15 protein-coding genes, 1 tRNA gene and 1 other RNA gene are annotated in these 16,920 nt (G+C 42.8%); 13 read left to right on the top strand and 4 right to left on the bottom strand.

Features of this window, described 5'->3' with window-relative positions:
• On the bottom strand, positions 1–2,393 hold a 2,393-nt coding region (locus ACT3QQ_RS08380), incomplete at its 3' end, for a YgiQ family radical SAM protein (RefSeq protein ID WP_444527638.1).
• A gap of 675 nt (positions 2,394–3,068) precedes the next feature.
• Between ACT3QQ_RS08380 and ACT3QQ_RS08375 the strand changes: the two genes are divergently transcribed.
• Both ACT3QQ_RS08375 and ACT3QQ_RS08370 read left to right on the top strand, forming a co-directional pair.
• Positions 3,069–4,352, top strand: a complete 1,284-nt coding sequence (locus ACT3QQ_RS08375; protein ID WP_444527642.1) for an ammonium transporter — start codon at positions 3,069–3,071, stop codon at positions 4,350–4,352.
• A 10-nt stretch (positions 4,353–4,362) separates the two neighbouring features.
• On the top strand, positions 4,363–4,995 hold the full coding sequence (locus ACT3QQ_RS08370) for a hypothetical protein (protein ID WP_444527637.1): 633 nt from the start codon (positions 4,363–4,365) through the stop codon (positions 4,993–4,995).
• Between the two features lie 82 nt (positions 4,996–5,077).
• Here ACT3QQ_RS08370 and ACT3QQ_RS08365 read toward each other — a convergent pair whose 3' ends face one another.
• The gene (locus ACT3QQ_RS08365; protein WP_444527636.1) at positions 5,078–5,827 is read right to left on the bottom strand and encodes a hypothetical protein; all 750 of its coding nucleotides are present in this window, start codon (positions 5,825–5,827) and stop codon (positions 5,078–5,080) included.
• Positions 5,828–5,988: 161 nt separating this feature from the next.
• Positions 5,989–6,456, bottom strand: a complete 468-nt coding sequence (locus ACT3QQ_RS08360) for an Lrp/AsnC family transcriptional regulator (protein WP_444521050.1) — start codon at positions 6,454–6,456, stop codon at positions 5,989–5,991.
• A gap of 245 nt (positions 6,457–6,701) precedes the next feature.
• Here ACT3QQ_RS08360 and rarD point away from each other — a divergent pair, with 245 nt between their 5' ends.
• Positions 6,702–7,724 (top strand): EamA family transporter RarD, encoded by a 1,023-nt coding sequence (rarD, locus tag ACT3QQ_RS08355; protein ID WP_444527635.1) that lies wholly within the window; start codon positions 6,702–6,704, stop codon positions 7,722–7,724.
• 163 nt (positions 7,725–7,887) lie between these two features.
• Here the strand turns inward: rarD and smpB are convergent, their stop codons facing one another.
• Complete coding sequence (gene smpB / locus ACT3QQ_RS08350) at positions 7,888–8,364, bottom strand: SsrA-binding protein SmpB (protein WP_444521052.1); 477 nt, start codon at positions 8,362–8,364, stop codon at positions 7,888–7,890.
• Positions 8,365–8,614: 250 nt separating this feature from the next.
• Here smpB and coaD point away from each other — a divergent pair, with 250 nt between their 5' ends.
• The 10 genes from coaD (at position 8,615) to ACT3QQ_RS08300 (ending at position 16,845) form a co-directional block, all read left to right on the top strand.
• Positions 8,615–9,133: a pantetheine-phosphate adenylyltransferase gene (gene coaD, locus ACT3QQ_RS08345; RefSeq protein ID WP_444521053.1), complete on the top strand. Its 519-nt coding sequence runs from the start codon at positions 8,615–8,617 to the stop codon at positions 9,131–9,133.
• 111 nt (positions 9,134–9,244) lie between these two features.
• Positions 9,245–9,493: a YfhL family 4Fe-4S dicluster ferredoxin gene (locus tag ACT3QQ_RS08340; RefSeq protein ID WP_021814308.1), complete on the top strand. Its 249-nt coding sequence runs from the start codon at positions 9,245–9,247 to the stop codon at positions 9,491–9,493.
• A 55-nt stretch (positions 9,494–9,548) separates the two neighbouring features.
• Positions 9,549–10,874 (top strand): adenosylmethionine--8-amino-7-oxononanoate transaminase, encoded by a 1,326-nt coding sequence (bioA, locus tag ACT3QQ_RS08335; RefSeq protein ID WP_444527634.1) that lies wholly within the window; start codon positions 9,549–9,551, stop codon positions 10,872–10,874.
• A complete protein-coding gene (gene bioD, locus ACT3QQ_RS08330; RefSeq protein ID WP_444527633.1) occupies positions 10,871–11,587 on the top strand; it encodes a dethiobiotin synthase in 717 nt (238 codons plus the stop codon). The genes bioA and bioD overlap by 4 nt, the downstream gene beginning before the upstream one ends.
• Before the next feature lie 75 nt (positions 11,588–11,662).
• Positions 11,663–12,029, top strand: an RNA gene (rnpB, locus tag ACT3QQ_RS08325) — RNase P RNA component class A.
• 121 nt (positions 12,030–12,150) lie between these two features.
• Positions 12,151–12,227: transfer RNA gene (locus ACT3QQ_RS08320), tRNA-Met, on the top strand.
• A 204-nt stretch (positions 12,228–12,431) separates the two neighbouring features.
• On the top strand, positions 12,432–13,244 hold the full coding sequence (locus tag ACT3QQ_RS08315; protein WP_444527632.1) for an ABC transporter permease: 813 nt from the start codon (positions 12,432–12,434) through the stop codon (positions 13,242–13,244).
• Positions 13,245–13,322: 78 nt separating this feature from the next.
• Complete coding sequence (locus ACT3QQ_RS08310) at positions 13,323–13,961, top strand: ABC transporter ATP-binding protein (protein ID WP_444527631.1); 639 nt, start codon at positions 13,323–13,325, stop codon at positions 13,959–13,961.
• A complete protein-coding gene (locus ACT3QQ_RS08305; RefSeq protein WP_444521059.1) occupies positions 13,930–15,045 on the top strand; it encodes a capsule biosynthesis protein in 1,116 nt (371 codons plus the stop codon). Before ACT3QQ_RS08310 ends, ACT3QQ_RS08305 begins: the two co-directional genes overlap by 32 nt.
• Before the next feature lie 54 nt (positions 15,046–15,099).
• Positions 15,100–16,845 carry a polysaccharide biosynthesis/export family protein gene (locus ACT3QQ_RS08300; protein WP_444527630.1) on the top strand — a complete coding sequence of 582 codons (1,746 nt, stop codon included), beginning with the start codon at positions 15,100–15,102 and terminating at the stop codon, positions 16,843–16,845.
• Positions 16,846–16,920: the final 75 nt, after the last annotated feature.

Genomic DNA, 16,920 nt, shown 5'->3' with positions numbered 1-16,920 from the left:
ACAGTATTCTTACCCGCTGTACCTTTCGCTGATGCATTGCGGTTTGACGAGCCGTTACTGCGCTTCACTGAGTCATTACCAAGACGGCTGTTCTTTTTGCGTGCTGACTGATAGCTGTCTTGCGCGGCATCACGGCCTTCTAGGTGAGCGTTAAATGGCGGTATCAAGCAGCCACGATTTTTACCAATCAAGTCACTACGGCCCATATCTTGTAGCGCTTTGCGTAGCAGTACCCAGTTTTTCGGGTCATGATAGCGAAGGAAAGCTTTATGCAGTTTTCGCTGCTTACCAGACTTGACGATATCCATGTCACCTTCACTGCGGCTGACCTTATGTAGTGGGTCTTTGTGCGTGTGGTACATGGTGGTCGCAGTCGCCATCGGGCTTGGGTAAAATGCCTGTACTTGGTCAGCGCGGTAGCCGTGACTCTTTAGCCAAAGCGCAAGGTTCATCATATCTTCATCTTTGGTACCCGGATGAGCGGCAATGAAGTATGGAATCAGATATTGCTCTTTGCCTGCTTCTTGGCTGAACTGCTCAAACATGGCTTTGAATTGATCGTAGCTGCCCATACCAGGCTTCATCATTTTCGACAGTACATTGTCTTCTGAGTGCTCAGGGGCAATCTTGAGATAACCGCCGACATGGTGACTGACCAACTCTTTGACGTATTCAGGATCTTTTACTGCCAAGTCATAACGTAAGCCTGAAGCAATCAGGATCTTTTTCACGCCTTTGATGTCACGGGCTTTGCGATACAGCTTGGTCAAATTGCTGTGATCGGTGATCAAGTTTTCGCAGACATCAGGATAGACACAAGAAGGTTTACGACAGTTCTTTTCAATGGTGTCATCTTTACAGTTCAGACGATACATATTGGCTGTTGGTCCGCCAAGATCAGAGATAACCCCTGTAAAGTTAGGTGCGGTATCACGAATCGCTTCCACTTCACGTAAAATTGAATATTCTGAACGGTTTTGAATAATACGACCTTCGTGCTCAGTGATCGAGCAGAACGTACAACCGCCGAAACAGCCGCGCATAATATTGACCGAAAACTTAATCATGTCATAAGCAGGGATACGCGCATCGCCATAGCTTGGATGCGGTAGACGAGCATACGGCAAGTCAAACACATAATCCATCTCTTCAGTTGAGAGTGGAATCGGTGGTGGATTGAGCCAAACATCGATAGAGGTATGCGAGTTACCTGCACCGCTACTATGACGCTGTACGAGCGCACGTGCGTTACCCGGGTTAGTCTCTAGATGCAAGATGCGGTTGGCATGGGCATAGAGTACAGGGTCAGATTTGACATGCTCATAATCAGGCAGACGAATCACCGTCTCTTCACGTGGTGGCATCTTAATCTTATGCTTACGGGCGGTTTTTGGCTTATCAAACACATTGTCAAATCCGCGCATCTGTACCACTTGGGTATCGGTATCGACTTGATCGGCGTTGATGACTTTATCAGTGACTGGTTCAGCGACAAAACCCTGATACTGTGATGACATTGATGACGGCATGGCTTGCCCAACAGGCGAGTCTGATGGCTTTTCTTGCTCAATCGAGCATTGATCGACATCTTCGGTCATCACATAAGGGTTGATGATTGGATCGACACGGCCAACGGTATCGACATCGTTACTGGCGACTTCTGTCATGTCCGCTTGCCAATGACGACGAGTCGGTGTCAACAGGTAAGAAGTACCACGCAGCTTGCTCATTTGCTCAAAGCTATAGCCTTTCGATAGACCATGTACCACATCGACGATGGCACGCTCAGCGTTACCATAGAGTAAGACATCCGCACGCGCATCTAGCAAGATACTACGGCGCACCTTATCCGACCAGTAATCATAATGAGCAATACGGCGTAAGCTACCCTCAATACCGCCCAAAATAATAGGCACATCAGGGTAGGCTTCACGGCAGCGCTGGCTATAAACGATCGCCGCACGGTCAGGGCGTTTGTTTGCCACGTTGCCAGGAGAGTAAGCATCATCACTACGGATTTTACGATCTGCGGTATAACGGTTGATCATGCTATCCATGTTGCCCGCGGTCACACCGTACGCATACACAGGCTTGCCCAGTTCCATAAAGGCGTCTTTGCTCTTCCAATCTGGCTGAGCAATGATACCCACACGAAAGCCTTGCGACTCGAGTAAGCGACCGATAATTGCCATACCAAAACTGGGGTGATCAACATAAGCATCGCCTGAGACGATGATGACATCACAAGCATCCCAGCCTAGATCGTCCATCTCTTTGCGGCTCATCGGTAGATAAGGCGCTGGCTCATAGCAGCTCGCCCAGTGTTTGTCATAATCATAAAGTGGCTTGGTGCCTTGTTTAAAGGCAGTGCGGGCGATGGTATCGGCAGACATGGGCGGACCTGTTAATTAGAAAAATGGCACTAAAAATACGTCCCTTATTACCTAGTGATAATAAAGGCGAATTTAAAAGTGCTCATTTTAACATGAATTGTCTTCACTATGCGACCTATTCTATGATGGGCGATGAATGATAAGTTATTGATAGCATAAGATAAACTGCTCATGCAAAGTAAGCTATTAGCCGAGCTAGATGATGACAAAAACAGCTTGAGCATAATCATCATATCAATGGCAATTTCTTTTTCGTTTATCTACAATTTTTCTCATTTTGAGCCTTTTAACCTAACTGATGACACACTCTAGCTCTTTAAAATATTTTTTAAGCGTTATTTCTCTTCTAGTTTGATTCATAGTTACCTCTTCGCAAGCATAATTATCAAAATACTAACAAGCCTGATGCTGGTCATTTGTTCTCTTATATTTACAACTCTCCTGAATTTCTAATAGTAGGTTTTGGCACAGGTTTTGCTCCAACCCTGTTAGGGCTTATTTGTGTGCATGAATGAGTAAAAATAGTGCATCGATAACATTTAAATAGCTGGATAAGTGTTTGGAGATAAAATGAGAGCATCGTCTGTTGGACTAGACATGATAAGAATATTATTAAAACTATTAAAATCCTCGCTAAGTAATAGGCTGCTACTGAGTACATTATTGTTTGCAGCAATGGGTAACGCCCAAGCTGCTGATACCGAAACATTGACAGTCGCACAGTTACTCGAATATCAGAATATCGCGTGGATTATCTGGGGTGGGGTACTGGTCTTCTTTATGCAGGCAGGTTTTGCTCTACTTGAAAGCGGATCCGTACGCGCAAAGAATGCAGTAAACGTGATGATGAAAAACTATACCGACATGTGTATCGGTGGTTTGGCATTCTACTTAGTTGGTTTCGGGCTCATGATGGGTACCAATAATTCAGGATTTGTCGGTACGGATCATTTTATGCCAGTCGATTTGTCCAATATGGACTGGGCATTGATGTTTTTTCAGATGATGTTTGCAGCGACAGCGGTGACGATTGCTAGTGGTGCAATGGCAGAGCGCGTCTCTTTTATCGGCTACGCAGTCGCTGCATGTTTGATTTGTTTGTTCATTTATCCCGTATTTGCGAGCTGGGTATGGGGTGGTTATTTTGGTGGTACGGGCTGGCTAACTGAGCTTGGTTTTATCGATTTTGCTGGGTCTACCGTCGTGCATTCTATTGGTGGTTGGTTGGCGTTGGCAGGTATCTTAGTCATTGGCCCAAGATTGGGCCGCTTTGCACCTGATGGCACACCAAGACTAATCGCAGGTCATAATATGACATTGCTAGCACTTGGTGGGTTTATCTTATGGTTTGGCTGGTTCGGGTTTAATGCTGGTTCGACGTTGTCTATTACTGGCAACATTGGCTTAATCGCAGTCAATACATTTGTCGCTGCAGTGAGCGCTGTGGTGTGTTACATACTTATCTCTCGAACACTCAATAAAGCCATTTTGTTGAGTGACAGTGTCAATGCTAGCTTGATTGGTTTGGTATCGATTACCGCAGGCTGCGCGACTACAACGCCTGTCTTTGCCGTTATTATCGGCGGGGTTGCTTCTCTCGTTTATATCTTATCATCGCAATTGCTATTAAAGTTTAAGGTAGACGATGTGGTCTCGGCAGTCGCAGTACATGGTTTTGGCGGGGCATGGGGTACGCTTGCAGCAGGATTATTTTATACAGGAGATTTATTTAACTTATCACGGCTCGGTGTTCAAGCATTGGGCGTCGGCGTAGCATTAGGTTGGGGGCTGGGACTGGGTCTGATTATGTATAAGCTGATTGATCTAAGCTTTGGATTAAAAGCAAGCCGCTTACATGAGCAGCGAGGCCTTGATTATACCGAGCATGCAGAGCTTGGTTACCCTGAGTTCCAAAAGCAGATGTTTGATTCTAAGAGTTTAACTGAGCGGCATTTATAGGAGAGAGCTGATGAACATTGATACTCAATCCGTAGACCAAGCTGTGACTGCGATGGCAGAGGTACTGGCCGAATATCTACATCCTGAAGAAGTGAGACTGCTTAAATCGCAGTGGCAACGATACTCGACTGTCTCTGTAAAAATGATGCAACAGTGCGTCTTGGATGCGACAAGGCGCTATCCTGAGCTACAAGCTTATAAGTCCGATATTCGCAAAGGTTTTTGGGATACGTTGCAATCGGACAGTCAGCAGACCGTTGAGGTTGATAGTCATAATAGTCATAACGAAACAATCAAAGCGCTAATACCTGTTTCTGAGCTGGTTTTGACATTCTATACCGTTATAGAAGCGCTGCGCAGTCAGTTATCAGAAATAGAAAGTCGCAACCTATTTCTGACGATGCACCAAACTGTTTCGCAGGAACGCACCTTCAAAGGGCATCACCTCAATATCAGGCAGTTTTTGGAAGGCAATCGCCCATTTGTACCAGACAACGAGCATCTATTAAATAACTTGATGCAACTAGCCTATGTTTGTTTGTGCGATGTTGCCGGCCCTGTCGAAGCAGATGAGATGATGTTTCAAGCGGCAGAAACAGCGAAACAAAGCTACCCGAAAAAACTGGTCGAAAAGTTATTTTAAGATATTAAATGGGCACGTTACGGTTGAGTACGGAAGACTTTTCGGTAACGTGTCCTTTATAAAGTGCCTCAAAGCATACTATCTAGTCTAATAGTTGAAGCGGGAAAGTAACGACGTCAAAAGCAAGTGCAAAGGGTAGCAGTACTAGCTTTTGCGCGCCATTTGGACCGCTGCGAGTGACGACATCTTGCTGAGTTTCTGTGTAGAAGCTCACCGTATATGGTTTGGTCAAAGCGCGATAGCTTGACTGTATTAAACCTAAATTACTAACTTGCGGATAGATAGCGCCTCTGACAGGAACGCTAAAACAAAAGCGCTGAGCATTGATACGTTGGTCGCTTTCTGAGGTGCATTCTTTACCGTTGTTTTGTAAAAAGAACTGATAGTCTGAGCGCTTAAATTCGTCTTTTAATTTGGCATAAGACAATTTCATCTTACCTTGAAAATACCCATTGTTACTGGGTACATGAAAGCTCATGTCATTATCCACTTGTATATTTTTTTGAGACAGATTACTTAGTAAGTTCACCATCTCTGTCCCACCTTGAGTGAGGACATAACTATTCTTTTCACCCACGATAACCATCGACGCGTTTGGCATTTTTGGTAACACCTGTGCAGGACGACCAAAGGCAACAATCTGATCTTCAGACAATATCTGCTTTGTCGTGTTTGTAGTGACGTGCCCGTTATCATCTAATAGTGAGCTAGTAGCACAGCCTGAGCTGGCTAGTACTGTAGCAAACAAAGCGCCTGCCATTACCCTTTTTGGGTTTGATTGTTTGAGTGGTACTCGAGTATTTTTGTTAGCAGCGCTTGCGTGGTCAGTCATGGTTGGGCTTCCTTGTCTAAAAAATGGACTTACAAAAGAGTGATTAGATTTTAATTTTCAACGAAAATTGAGGGATATCGTACGGGGTTTAGAGGCAACTTAGCTACTCATTATCAATTGCCATATGATAGGTAAATTTAGCTGAGACTGATAAATTATAATTAATCTAGGGTGATTTTGGTTCCACTCTTAGTGAAGTTCATCACAAACTGACTTTTGAAGTTGCGTACATTATTTTCGTAAGTCAGTAGGCTACGAGTGAACTGATGATAGTCGCTCATATTTTTTGCATTGACCATCAGCATAAAATCAAAATCGCCTGATACTTCATAGCAACTCATGATTCGTGATTGCGCATCCATCAAGCGCTCAAATCGATGCTGCATTGAGGTATTAGAGCGCTCCATTTCTATCATCACGACTGCCGTCAGACCATAGCCCACTTTGTCAGGATTGACGATAGCTACTTGTTTGGTAATCACATCACTATCTATCAGCGCTTGTATTCGCCGCTGCGCCGTCGCAATGGATACATGTACTCGCTCTGCAACAGTTTTAAGCGGTAACGTCGCATCATCCTGTAGCAAGTTCAGAATAGCTTTATCAGTATTATCTAACGTATGGCTCATATCGGGACGTCCTCAATAGTATTAGATTTTTTAGTATATTTCATAAATATTATCAAAAATAATTTCAATATAAGAAAATAATCATTTATATAATATTTAATTGATAATTTTATTCATAAATATACTTATATAGAGATAATATACCAAAGCACTCTAGTAAAATAGATTATACCAATCAGAGCCACTTACAAAATAAGAGCTAACAATTGGTTTTCTACCATCTATTAATATTTACGGTGCTCATCATGTCTATCTCAATGCTATCCAATGCATTCGCTAATACGTTAGCAACGACTGCTTCACGTTTGCCATTACCTGCGGTTTGGACGGCAGGTAACGCACAACAACGTACACTGATATTAGGGGTGTCTTTTGCTATATTATCCAATGTACTGTTTGGCATACTTTATGCGTATAGCAGTTTTTTAGCACCGTTGTCAGGGACGCAAGTATTTATCTGGCGTATGCTTGCGATGTGGGCAGCGTTGGTAGGATACTTAATGGTAAGTGGACGTCTGGGATTGCATATTGATAAATTAAGAGTGCTAAAAGGCGCTAAGCAATGGGCGTGGCTGCTATTACCTACACCAGTATTTCTTAGCCAGTTTTGGTTATTTATGTGGGCGCCAGTTAATGGGCAAGGTGTGCAAACCGCAATGGGATACTTCTTATTCCCGTTAATGATGGTGGTGTTTGGCTGTGTATTTTTTGGCGAAAAACTAAGCCGTTTGCAATGGTTAGCAGTAGCCTTTGCCGCCTTGGGAGTGGGTAGCGAAATCGTCCGTACGCAAAGCGTCTCTTGGGCAACGCTATGGGTATGCGGCACTTATCCTGTTTATTATATTTTACGTCGCTTGCAGGGTATCGGAGCGGTGACTGGGTTGTTGGTTGATTTAACAATATTTGTGCCTTTTGCTCTGGCTTACTTGTTCTTCTTTGCCCCTAGTAGTTTGGTGTTGGTGAGCGGCTCTGGTTTCTTTATCATGATGCTTATAGGGCTAGGTATACTCAGTGTGCTAGCGATGAAGACCAATATTGACGCCAGTCAAATGCTACCAGTCAATGTCTACGGTATGATGAGCTATTTGGAGCCAGCATTGTTATTTATTTTGGCAGTGACCGTACTAGGTAATCCGTTTGAGTCAGCGATGATTTATAGCTATGGTTTGATTTGGTTAGGGATTGCGTGTTTGATTGCTCATGGTGTTAGGCAGTTACGTCAAGCTAGTAGAAAGACAAGACTGTCTTTAGAAGAGCAAGCAGTATAATAGAGTAGATGGTTGAGTTTTATAAAGCACTCCTGTCTTATAAAGTCTGTTTTTATCAACTAGCGTTCAAAATGATTATTTATAAAATGCTATAGACATCAAAAAAAGGACGGCTCAATATATACTGAGCCGTCCTTTTCTATTTAGACTAACTGAATACTAATTAATCTAAATGCTGTTTGAAACCGCGCTGCTTATCACGTTCCCAGTCACGATCCTTTAGCGTTTTGCGTTTGTCATGCTGCTTCTTACCCAGTGCTAGGCCAATTTGGCATTTCACCAGTGAGTTTTTCCAGTAGCAAGATAGCGGCACACAAGCATAACCTTTCTGATTGATTGCTCCAGATAACTTCTCGATTTCACGACGATTAAGTAGCAATTTACGAGTGCGAATACTGTCTGGACTAACGTGCGTTGAGCTCGATATCAATGGTTGAATATGAGCACCAAACAAGAAGGCTTCGTTATTGCGGAATATGACGTACGCTTCGGTAATGGTCATTTTTCCTGCGCGAATGGCTTTTACTTCCCAACCTTGTAGTGCCAGTCCTGCCTCAAAGGTTTCTTCTATAAAATACTCATGACGCGCCTTTTTATTGGCACAAATCTGATTATCTGGCTTTTTTGATTTTTTTGACATAATTTCTCCATAAAGATGACCTAAAACGCAGGCTCCTTATTTAATCAGTCCCACTAATTCCTCATCCTAATCCAATAAATAGTATGGTTTTTTATTTCTACTATAAGAGGATGAGTCGAACTGCCTATTGTATCAAAGCCTCTAGTGAAAAGGTAAATCAGCTGTTAGGACAAATGTAGCAGATAAGTATTAAGTTTGAGCAAAATTTGCTAGCATACAGCCTACTATTACCGATTATATTAGTCATGCTATGAGTCACTCTATTTCTCCCAATTCCTCAAAATTACATACCAAAATCCTATACCCTGGTACCTTTGATCCTATTACCAATGGTCATGTGGATTTGGTTACACGCGCCACCAAACTATTTGATGAGGTAGTCATTGCCGTTGCCTCAGGACACCATAAAAAGCCCTTGTTCAGTTTTGAAGAGCGAGTGGCTTTGGTCGAAACCGTGTTTGCAGATTTACCGCAAGTATCTGTGATTGGTTTTGAAGGGCTGCTTGTGGATTTTATGCGTGAAAAAAATGCCACGGCAGTTTTGCGTGGATTGCGTGCGATGTCAGATTTTGAGTACGAGTTTCAGCTAGCTAATATGAATCGTGAGCTTGATGAAAACTTTGAGGCGGTATTTTTGACCCCATCTCAAAATTACTCATTTATCTCATCTACCATGATTCGCGAAATTGCCAAGCTCGGCGGTGACGTTAATAAATTCGTTCCACCCTGTGTCTTGCAAGCTTTTGACGAGAAGTTAAATATCAAATAAAAGGTGCTGTATCAAAGATACTGAATAAAAAATATCTTACTAGCACTTGCTAAAACAGTCAAAAGCAGCCAGATATATATATAATACGAGCAAAAATATAAGGAACAGTTCATGGCACTATTAATCACTGATGAGTGCATCAACTGTGATGTGTGCGAGCCTGCTTGCCCCAATGAAGCCATCTCAGAAGGGGATGATATCTATGTCATCGACCCTGACTTATGTACAGAATGCGTCGGACATTTTGACGAGCCACAATGCGTTGTAATTTGTCCAGTTGACTGTATTCCTCATGATCCCAATCATGTCGAGACTGAAAGCGACTTACTATCTAAATACAAGCGTATTACGGGTCAATAAAATATTGATAAGCGATTGATGGTATTTAGGTTCACAACGTTTTAGGGACAATACGATGACCACGGAAACCATGAGCACCAAACCCATTCAAGTAGCAAGCGAGTTCGATCAGCAACATCTTTGGCACCCTTACGCTAGCCTACCTCCCACTTATTCCAATATTGTTATTGATCGTGCTGAATGTATTTATATCATTACCGAAGATGGCACGCGCCTGATAGATGGTATGTCATCGTGGTGGGCGAGCGTTCATGGTTATAATCATCCCAAATTGAATGAAGCACTTACCAAGCAATTGGGTAAAATGGCGCATGTCATGTTTGGTGGACTGACTCATCAGCCGGCGATAGATTTGGGTAAAAAATTACTCGATATTGTACCTGCCGGACTTGATGCGATTTTTTATGCAGATAGTGGCAGTATTGCCGTGGAAGTGGCACTAAAAATGGCGCTGCAATATCAAGTGGCTGCCAAGCGCCCATCTAAGCAGCAGTTTGCGTCAACCCATTCAGGGTATTACGGTGATACGTGGCATGCCATGAGTGTCTGCGACCCTGTCAATGGTATGCACAGCCTATATGGTAAGCAGTTACCGATGCAGCATTTTGTTCCTGCGCCGCCGATTGGCTTTGAGCGCGCATTGACAGTAGATGAGCGTGAATCATTAGCTCAGTTTTTTGTAGAATATGGCGCGCAGCTGGCGGGCTTCATTATTGAGCCAATTATTCAGGGCGCAGGCGGAATGCGTTTTTATAGTCCTGAATATCTACAATTGCTTCGTCAACTGTGCGATAAGTATGATGTCCTATTGATTGCGGATGAAATCGCCACTGGGTTTGGTCGTAGTGGTAAGCTGTTTGCGTGTGAGCATGCAGCTATCTGTCCTGATATCATGACTATCGGCAAAGCGTTGACGGGTGGCTATATGACTTTTTCCGCAACGTTATGTACCCGAAAAATTGCTGATACCATCCATAATAGTGATTATCCAGCCCTGATGCATGGCCCAACCTTTATGGGCAATCCATTGGCTTGTGCAGTTGCGTGTGCCTCGATTGATTTAATTGTGTCTTATGATATCGAAGCGCGCACTGCAAATATGCAATGCATTATGGAGCAGCAGCTAGCACCAGCCGCGTTATTAGAAGGTGTTGTCGAGGTACGTTGTTTGGGTGCAGTTGCTGTGATTGAGTTGCATGAAGCAGTTGATATGCCCATTTTTCAGTCTTTATTGATTGATAATGGTATTTGGGTCAGACCATTTGGAAAGCTGGTGTATATCATGCCACCCTATGTGATTACTGATGACGAGCTGACTACCTTATGCCAATCGCTGCTAAAAGTTGTGCGAACATATTTAGACAGCCGAGGTCAATCATGAGTGTTTTATTTGTCTCTGGTATCGATACCGATATTGGCAAAACTTATGCTACTGGGTTGCTTGCTAAAGCGCTTATGCATCAAGGTGTAAAAGTTATTACTCAAAAGCTAGTACAAACGGGCGTATCGATCAATCCAGCTAATGGTGAGATGAATATCGCTGATGACATTGTTACTCATCGTCAATTGATGGACATTCCTTTACAGCCATGTGACCTTGATTTTACGACTTGTGCTCATCGTTATAAGAAGCCAGCGTCTCCTCATCTGGCTACTAAGTTATCAGGAGAAACACTTGATCCTGATATTATCACTAGTGCCACCAAGCGATTACAAGCTGAGTATGACTTAGTACTACTAGAAGGTGCGGGTGGCTTGCTTGTACCCATTACAGAGAACTTACTCACGTTAGATTATATTGCCGAGCAAAGCTATCCTATTGTCTTGGTCACCTCTGGTCGATTGGGCAGTATCAATCACACTTTGCTGAGTTTAGAAGCCATAAAATCGCGTGGATTAATGGTACATAGCGTAATTTATAACCATATTCACGATGATGCTGATCAAACGGATACTGAGATCGCAAATAGCACTATTAAATTTCTAAGAAAGTATTTAGACAATTATTATCCCGAAGCGCATTGGTTACAGATTCCGTGTCTAAAAGGTAATCTGGTTGGCAATGTTGAAATACTGCCAGAAAATTTCGTTTAACCCACTTGTTATTGTCCTCAAAAATAAATTCAAAAGACCCCCGCATACTGTCATAAGTTTGCTATACTAGCGCGCTTGGTAGACTAGGCGATCGCCGCTGCACACTGGCAACAGATGCGCAGGGGAGGAAAGTCCGGGCTACATAGGGCAGCGTGCCAGCTAACGGCTGGGCAGGGTAACTTGACGACCAGTGCAGCAGAGAGTAGACCGCCTTTAGTATCTTAGGGTATTATCGGTAAGGGTGAAAGGGTGCGGTAAGAGCGCACCGCGTGAATGGCAACATCTCACGGCATGGTAAACTCCACGCGTAGCAAGACCAAATAGGCATCGGCATGGCGCGGCCCGCGTTCGATGCGGGTAGGTTGCTTGAGCGTATTAGCGATGATACGCCTAGAGGAATGATCGTCCACGACAGAACCCGGCTTATCGGTTTACCAAACCTTTTTTATTGTTTGTTGTAGTAATCGTTGCAATTAATCTGTATTAAAATCATTTTTTTGCAAAAAATGCCTATTAGGGGTTGACGGCAGTCAGCAGCTTGGGCATAATGTGCAGCCTCAAATGGCGATGTAGCTCAGCTGGTTAGAGCGCATGACTCATAATCGTGAGGTCAAGAGTTCAAGTCTCTTCATCGCCACCATATTTAGCAGTACTAAAAAAACCAATCTATCAAGATTGGTTTTTTTTTGCCTGAAATAAAGTGTTGTATAGCATTTTGCAAATCAATTATTTACAGATTTCTTGCTAAATCATAGGTTTATCCGTCCATATACAGATTAATTCTTGTAACTTATGTCGCGCTTACTTATCATAGGGGCTGTTTTCGGTAAAGTCCTGTAACGCCATGTCTGTTCAACTACCCCCTTATCGTCCCATTAAGCATCGAAGTGGCCTAAAAGTCATGGGTGCAGCATTTCATGCCTTGCTAATGCGTGAACTACAGACGCGCTTTGGTGGTTATCGTTTGGGCTATCTTTGGGCACCCCTTGAAGTACTTCTCCAAGTACTAATTTTCCTATTGATATTTGGCGTAATTATTGAGCGTGCTTTGCCAGGAATGGCTTATCCTTTGTTTCTAGTTGTCGGAATGGTTCCTTTTCGAATGTTTCAAAAGATAGGAACCAGAGCGTTAGGTGCTGTTGATGCGAACAAAGGTCTACTGATGTATCGCTCGATAAAACATATCGATGTGATTATTGCGCGTTCATTCTTAGAACTGATTATTTATTTCTTTACGTCCATATTATTACTGTTAGGCTTAGCTTTTTTTGATATTCCTGCCAGTCTAGAAAACCTGCACGTCGTCTTATTTTGTTGGATCACATTCTTCATATTTAGCTTCGGTGTTGCTCTAATCATGATGGTTGTTGGATATTATGGAGGGGAAATCAGTAAGGTCATCACCATACTGTTTACTATATTGTATTTTACTTCTGGTATTATCTATCCCATTCATGTTATTCCCGAACCGTATTTCAGCTATCTGCTATACAACCCTTTTATTCATAATATTGAACTTATGAGGCATGCTTTTGCGCCAAATTATCCAGCCTATCATATTGATATTTGGTATTTTTTAGAGTGGATGTTTGTGGTCAATTTTTTAGGATTGCTACTTTATAAGTATGCTGAGCGTGATATGATTCGATCTCGTTAATGTCATGTGGCGAGTTATGGGTCCAAAGATAGAAAAGGTGAACCAGTGATCGAAATTAAGAATGTTTCAAAGTCATTTATGACGAAAAATGGTCGCCATTATTTGTTTAAAGACTTAAGTTTAACTATTGGTGATAAAAAAAGTGTAGGTTTATTAGGCCGTAATGGTGCTGGTAAATCGACATTGCTACGTATTATTTGTGGACTTGATCAGCCCGACCAGGGGGAGATTATTACCGATTCTACTATCTCATGGCCAGTTGGTGTGGCAGGTGGATTTCAGGGTAGCTTAACAGGGCGTCAAAATGTTCGTTTTGTCTGCCGATTATATTCAAGTGGCCCTTATATCGATGAAAAAATTCGTTTTGTCGAAGAGTTTGCTGATATTGGTAATTATTTTGACATGCCCGTCAAGAGCTATTCATCAGGAATGAGAGCTCGACTAACGTTTGGGCTAAGCTTGGCCTTTGACTTTGACTACTACATGCTAGATGAAGCTGGGGCTGTAGGTGATGCAGCGTTTCGGAAGCGTAGTGAAGAGATACTGGCCGCTCGACGAGCACAAGCTGGATTTTTAATAGTGTCGCACAATATTGGTGATATCAAACGAAACTGTGATATTGGTATTGTATTAATGGATCAAACCGCACACGTGTTTGACGATACAACAGAAGCGATTGAGGTTTATGAAAAGCATATCCACAAAGCAAAAAAGTAAGATAATTAACTTCTCGCTGTTTATCGGCTTGGTGATCCTTCCTTGGATACTCGTTATCTTTTATGTGATGACCCTTGCTCATCCACGCTTCGTTTCGACTGCAGACGTAGTGGTCAAACAGGTCAGTGATTCTAGTGCAGCCACTGGTGGTGGGATATCGGCCCTGCTGGGCGTAAATAGCACTAGTAAAGAAGACGCGACCTATTTGACGGAATACATCTTGTCGAATGACATGGTTAAGCGCCTAGACAATAAGTTCAAATTTCGTGAATCATATTATGTGGATGGATCAGATCCTATCTATGAGATTGATCCAAATGCTTCGCAAGAGGATTTGCTTGAGTACTTCAAAAAAAGGGTTCATATTGATCTCGACGAGCAGAGCTATGTGCTTTCGGTATCAACAGAAGGCTTTGACTCAAAATATGCTTTTGAGCTGAACAAAGCTATCTTAGGTGAATCTGAACAGTTTGTGAACCGCATTTCACAAGAAGTGGCTCGCGATCAATTAGCGTTTGCAGAGACTCAGCTAGACGAGTCAGAAGAGCGCTTAAATGACGCCAAAGAGCAGCTATTAAACTATCAGAATGAAAATGAAATCTATGATCCACAAGCCAATGCGCAAATCGTTAATCAGTTAATTGGTAGCTTACAAGCGCAATTGAGTTCGTTGCGTACCGAAGAGCGTCAGTTACTCAGCTATCTAAATCCAGATGCACCGCAAGTCGTTTCATTAAGAAGTCAGATAAAGGCGGTTGGAGAGCAAATCACTCAAGAACAGACTAAATTGACCTCGCCGAATACAACCAAGTTAAACCGACAAGCGGTACAGTTTGAAACCATTAAAGCCGATGTGGATTTTGCTACCGAGTTATACAAATTGTCGTTGTCGTCGCTTGAAAAGTCACGTCTAGAAGCTTTCAAGAAGATGAAAAACTTGATTGTGATTTCAACGCCTTATGAAGCCGAAGATGCAACCTATCCTCGTCAAGCTTATCTCATTTGGACATCGCTTGCGCTACTTTTGATGCTTTATGGGTTTGTACGTCTCGTGATGGCAGTGGTTCGTGATCACCGTAGCTAGTCTTGAAAACCAGATATCAGTAATGATCGATAGATCAGTAAAGGAATATAACTCATGAATACGAAACCACGTTCTATCGTGATGATGATTAGTTTGGCGATGATTGCAACAAGTCTACCAGCTATGGCCGCAGACAGTGCTGCTAATCAGATAGCTGGATCTAGTTTTGGTACTAGTAACAACACTAGTAGTGCTTCAACACAAGCGTTCTCCGGCAATGTACCTGCTCAGGCAACTGCTCAAGAAGCCGTCAATGCTGCCAGTTTGCCAAGTCAATCAGTAATCAATACTACTCGTCCTTACCAAGACGTTGATACACAAGACATGATGTTTGGCGAACAGTTATTTCGCGGTGCATTCTCGACAACGTCAGGATCTACCTTTAATGATAGCTACGTAATTAATCCAGGTGATAACGTTCAGGTGAGAATGTGGGGCGCTTATCAATATGCCGCGACGATGACTGTTGACCCACAGGGCAATATTTTCTTACCAAATGTCGGTCCAGTGCGTATTTCTGGTGTGCAAAACGGTAACTTACAAAATGTGGTCAAAAGCGCGGTCAATCGTATTTATCGTTCAAATGTTGGCGTTTATGCTTCATTAGAGCAAGCACAGCCAGTCAAAGTATTTGTCACAGGTTTTGTTAAGCAGCCGGGTTATTATGGTGGTCTAGCAGCAGACTCGGTATTGTCTTATTTGGATAGAGCAGGCGGTGTTGATCCTTCTCGCGGCAGTTATATTGATATTCAAATCAAACGCAATGGCCAAATGCTGCAACAAGTCAACTTATATGATTTTCTACTAGCAGGTAAACTGCAATCTTTCTCTTTTCGTGATGGTGATGTCATCACCGTGGCACCGCAGAAAAAATCGTTTGTTGTTAGTGGAGAAGTTCAAAATGAGTATACCTTCGAGTTTGATGTGAATGATCTGACTATTGGTGATGTATTGCAAGTGTCTAATCCAGCGGCCAATGCCACTAACGTCAGTATTACTCGCAGTGCAGGGCGTGCACAAACGGCAGAATACTATTCATTAAGTGAAGCTCAAAACGTTCCTGTTTATAATGGCGACCAAATGGTCGTAACGTCGGATCGTTACGCAGGTACAATCGCTGTGCAGGTAAAAGGTGCGCATACTGGTAATGGCGCAATGGTCGTACCATACGGTGCGCGTCTAAAAGATATCGTGCCACAATTGCAGCCAAGTCCACTAGCAAAACTGACTCACTTAACGATCTACCGTGAATCTGTTGCTGAGCAACAAAAACGTATGATTAATGAGTCGCTCGATCGTTTAGAAGAACTGACTTTAGCAACACAGTCGACGACTCGTGAGGAAGCAGCATTACGTCAAGATGATGCAGCATTGGTCAAACAGTTCGTTGCCAAAGCTCGTAATGTAGAAACCGATGGTCAAATTGTTGTTGTACCAAACTCATGGCAGGACATTATTCTGCAACAAGGCGATATCATTGAGATACCGGCTCAAACGTCAGTCATTACAGTCAATGGTCAAGTACGAGCACAAGGGGCACTTACCTTCAATCCTGACTATACCGTTGGGGACTACGTAGCCAACTCTGGTGGTTTCTCTGACAACGCTGATACGAAAGATATTTTAGTGGTTCATCAGAACGGTGCTAGTCAAGTGGTCAATACGGCGTATCGTATCCAGCAAGGTGATGAGATTATGGTATTACCGAAAGTTAAAACTAAGCGTGTAGAGATTGCTCGTGGTCTATCGCAGATCGTTTATCAGTTAGCCATTGCTGCCAAGGTTGTCTTAGATCTATAACGGCTAAATAATCATGACGTAACGATGATTATTGAATGAATTTCACTAAAATTAACAAGAAAAGGTATTAAAGAT

Origin of the sequence: Psychrobacter sp. AOP7-A1-24, from assembly GCF_052376235.1 — a bacterium.
Classification (GTDB): Bacteria; Pseudomonadota; Gammaproteobacteria; order Pseudomonadales; family Moraxellaceae; genus Psychrobacter.
The sequence above is the reverse complement of the archived record's forward strand: the minus strand, read 5'-3'. Positions and strand labels throughout refer to the sequence as shown.

Coding starts and splice junctions, on each gene's coding strand:
- ACT3QQ_RS08305 (WP_444521059.1), top strand. CDS start 13,930: ATGAAAAGCATATCCACAAAGCAAAAAAGTAAGATAATTAACTTCTCG.
- ACT3QQ_RS08310 (WP_444527631.1), top strand. CDS start 13,323: ATGACGAAAAATGGTCGCCATTATTTGTTTAAAGACTTAAGTTTAACT.
- ACT3QQ_RS08315 (WP_444527632.1), top strand. CDS start 12,432: ATGTCTGTTCAACTACCCCCTTATCGTCCCATTAAGCATCGAAGTGGC.
- smpB (WP_444521052.1), bottom strand. CDS start 8,364: ATGTCAAAAAAATCAAAAAAGCCAGATAATCAGATTTGTGCCAATAAA.
- ACT3QQ_RS08340 (WP_021814308.1), top strand. CDS start 9,245: ATGGCACTATTAATCACTGATGAGTGCATCAACTGTGATGTGTGCGAG.
- bioA (WP_444527634.1), top strand. CDS start 9,549: ATGACCACGGAAACCATGAGCACCAAACCCATTCAAGTAGCAAGCGAG.
- ACT3QQ_RS08360 (WP_444521050.1), bottom strand. CDS start 6,456: ATGAGCCATACGTTAGATAATACTGATAAAGCTATTCTGAACTTGCTA.
- coaD (WP_444521053.1), top strand. CDS start 8,615: ATGAGTCACTCTATTTCTCCCAATTCCTCAAAATTACATACCAAAATC.
- bioD (WP_444527633.1), top strand. CDS start 10,871: ATGAGTGTTTTATTTGTCTCTGGTATCGATACCGATATTGGCAAAACT.
- ACT3QQ_RS08375 (WP_444527642.1), top strand. CDS start 3,069: ATGGGTAACGCCCAAGCTGCTGATACCGAAACATTGACAGTCGCACAG.
- ACT3QQ_RS08370 (WP_444527637.1), top strand. CDS start 4,363: ATGAACATTGATACTCAATCCGTAGACCAAGCTGTGACTGCGATGGCA.
- ACT3QQ_RS08300 (WP_444527630.1), top strand. CDS start 15,100: ATGAATACGAAACCACGTTCTATCGTGATGATGATTAGTTTGGCGATG.
- rarD (WP_444527635.1), top strand. CDS start 6,702: ATGTCTATCTCAATGCTATCCAATGCATTCGCTAATACGTTAGCAACG.
- ACT3QQ_RS08365 (WP_444527636.1), bottom strand. CDS start 5,827: ATGACTGACCACGCAAGCGCTGCTAACAAAAATACTCGAGTACCACTC.